This is a genomic window from Phenylobacterium sp. (genome assembly GCF_020402505.1).
Classification (GTDB): Bacteria; Pseudomonadota; Alphaproteobacteria; order Caulobacterales; family Caulobacteraceae; genus Phenylobacterium.
The window spans coordinates 1-2,690 of the sequence record NZ_JADBZL010000041.1; the positions used below are offsets into that span (position 1 = coordinate 1).

The 2,690-nt window shown below is 70.4% G+C and carries 3 protein-coding genes; 1 reads left to right on the plus strand and 2 read right to left on the minus strand.

What is annotated here, in order from left to right; genetic code table 11:
* On the plus strand, positions 1–412 hold a 412-nt coding region (locus IM632_RS03510; protein WP_296552013.1), incomplete at its 5' end, for a ThiF family adenylyltransferase.
* Here IM632_RS03510 and IM632_RS03515 read toward each other — a convergent pair.
* Positions 394–1,992 (minus strand): AbgT family transporter, encoded by a 1,599-nt coding sequence (locus IM632_RS03515; RefSeq protein WP_296521096.1) that lies wholly within the window; start codon positions 1,990–1,992, stop codon positions 394–396. The two genes, IM632_RS03510 and IM632_RS03515, sit on opposite strands and share 19 nt — an antisense overlap.
* Positions 1,993–2,110: 118 nt before the next feature.
* The coding region (locus tag IM632_RS03520; protein ID WP_296524993.1) for an NAD(P)-dependent oxidoreductase at positions 2,111–2,690 on the minus strand (580 nt) is incomplete at its 5' end.

Below are 2,690 nucleotides of genomic sequence, written 5' to 3' on the forward strand. Positions count from 1 at the left end.
CGACCTGATCGAGGGCTTTGACCTGGTCCTCGACGGCACCGATGATTTCGCCACCCGGCTGGCGGTGAGCGACGCCTGCACGGCGACCGGGACCCCCCTCGTCTCCGGGGCCATCGGCCGGTGGACGGGTCAGGTGGGCGTCTTCACCGGCCGGCCCTGCTATCGCTGCCTGGTCCCGGAGATTCCGCCGGAGGTCGAGACCTGCCAGGCGGTGGGCGTAATCGGGGCCCTGGCCGGCGTCATCGGCGCCATGATGGCCCTGGAGGCGATCAAGCTGGTCGCCGGCGCCGGCGAAAGCCTCGCCGGCCGGCTGCTCGTCTATGACGCCCTCTCGGCCGTGACCCGAACCGTGAGGGTCGCGCCGGACCCCCACTGCCCCTCCTGCGGCGGCGATCAGACCGGCGGCGTGTAACTGACCTGGGCTCCCGGCCCGAGGGGCCAGTCGAAGACCACCCAGAGTCCCGTCATCAGGGCGCCGGCCGCCATGAAGGCCAGGGCGTAGGGGAGCATGAGCGCCAGGAGCGAGCCGACGCCCATGGAGGCGTCCCAGCGCCGGCAGAATCCGAGAATCAGCGGGAAGTAGGCCATCAGGGGCGTCATGATGTTGGTGAAGCTGTCCCCCATGCGGTAGGCCGCCGTGGTCATCTCCGGGCTGATGCCCAGCAGCATGAACATGGGCACCACGACGGGCGCCAAGGCGCTCCACTTGGCCGTGGCCGAGCCGATGAAGAGGTCGAGGCCGGAAGAAAAGCCCAGCACCCCCAGGAGCAGGGCGGGCGCCGGCAGGTCCAGGGTCTCCAGGACGTGCGCCCCGTTGATGGCGGCGATGGGGCCCAGCCGGGACCAGTTGAACATGGCGACGAAGTGGGCGGCGAAGAAGGCGAAGACCAGGTAGGGCGCCATGTCCCGGATCCCCTCGGTCATCATGGAAAAGACCTCCCGGTGCGACCGGACGACCCCGGTCGCGGTCCCGAAGGCCACGCCCGTGGCGAGGAAGAGCACCAGGAACCCCGCGATCAGGGCGGTGTAGAAGGGCTGGAGCGCCGCGGGTCCGGACTTGGTCTCGTCGATCAGGGGCGTGAAACCCGGCCAGAGGGCCAGAATGGTGAAGCCCGACACCACGACGAGGGCGGCGAGCCCGGCCCGGCGCAGGCCCCGCCGCTCGGCCTCGTTGGGCGCCGACCGGGCCAGTTCTGCGGTGAGGTCGGCGTCCGGCTCGCCGCGCCAGGGCCCGAGGCGGGGCTCGATGATCCGGTCAGTGACGAACCAGATCAGCGGAGTGAACACCCCGACGATAGCCAGGATGAACCACCAGTTCCCCAGGGGGTTGAAGGTCCAGGCGGGGTCGATGATGCGCGCCGCCTCCTGAGTGAAGCTGAACAGGACGATATCGATCTGGCCCGGCGTGATGTTGCCGGCAAAGCCTCCGGAGACCGCCGCGAAGGCGGCGGCCAGGCCGGCCAGGGGGTGGCGTCCCACGGCGGCGTAGAGCAGGGCGGCCAGCGGGATGAAGACCAGGTAGGCGGCGTCCGAGGCATGGTGCGAGACCATGCCGATCAGGGCCACAATCGGGGTCAGCCACCGGCGGTCGGCGCCCCGGAGGCTGGCCCGGATCAGGGCGCTGAAGAAGCCCGAGCGCTCGGCGACGGCGGCGCCGTACATGACGGTCAGGGCCACGCCGAGGGGGGCGAACCCCGTCAGGGTCTTGGCCGTCTCGGTGAACAGCCTCTCCAGATTGTCCTCCGACAGGAGGCTCTCGGCCCGAAAGATCAGCCGCCCGCCTTCCAGCTCGCCCCAGGTCGGGGGGGTTTCGCCGCGAAAGGGCAGGGAGGCCGTCCAGCCTAGGGTCGCCCCGATTGTCGACAGGATGAAGAGACCGCCGATCAGCCAGACGAAGATCATCACCGGTTCCGGGAGCCGGTTGCCGATACGCTCGACGAGGTCCAGCAGGGAGCGCCGCGGCGCAGGAGGAAGGGCGTCAGGGGCGGCCAAGGGGGGTCTCCGATCCTTCGGTCTGGAACCCGGCGGCGTGGCGCCGCCCGGCGGAGGGGTCAAGGGACTCCCCGGGGGGAGGTAGGCGATGCCGCCAGGGGTTCAACCCGGCGGGCCTTCAGAGCATGGAGGGCAGCACCCGGTCCGGCGGGCGGTGCCCGTCCATCCAGGTGCGGATGTTGATCAGGACCTTCTCGCCCATCTCCGTGCGCGCCTCGACGGTGGCGGAGCCCAGGTGCGGCAGGAGCACAGCATTGTTCAGGCCCAGCAGTTTGGGGTTCACAGCCGGCTCGAATTCGAAAACGTCGAGTCCCGCTCCGGCGATGCCGCCCGAGGCCAGAAGGTCCGCCAGGGCCGACTCGTCGATGATCTCGCCGCGGGCGGTGTTCACCAGGATGGCGTGGGCCGGCATCAGCTTCAGTCGCCGCGCCGACAACAGGTGATAGGTGGCCGGCGTGTGCGGGCAGTTGACCGAGATGATGTCCATCCGGGCCAGCATTTGGTCGAGGCTCTCCCAGTAGGTGGCCTCGAGCTCCTCGGCGATCCGCGGACTGACCGGCGCGCGGTTGTGGTAGTGGATCTGCATGCCGAAGGCGCGGGCCCGGCGCGCCACCGCCTGGCCGATCCGGCCCATGCCGATGACCCCCAGCCGCTTCCCGGACAGCCGCCGCCCCAGCATCCAGGTCGGCGCCCAGCCC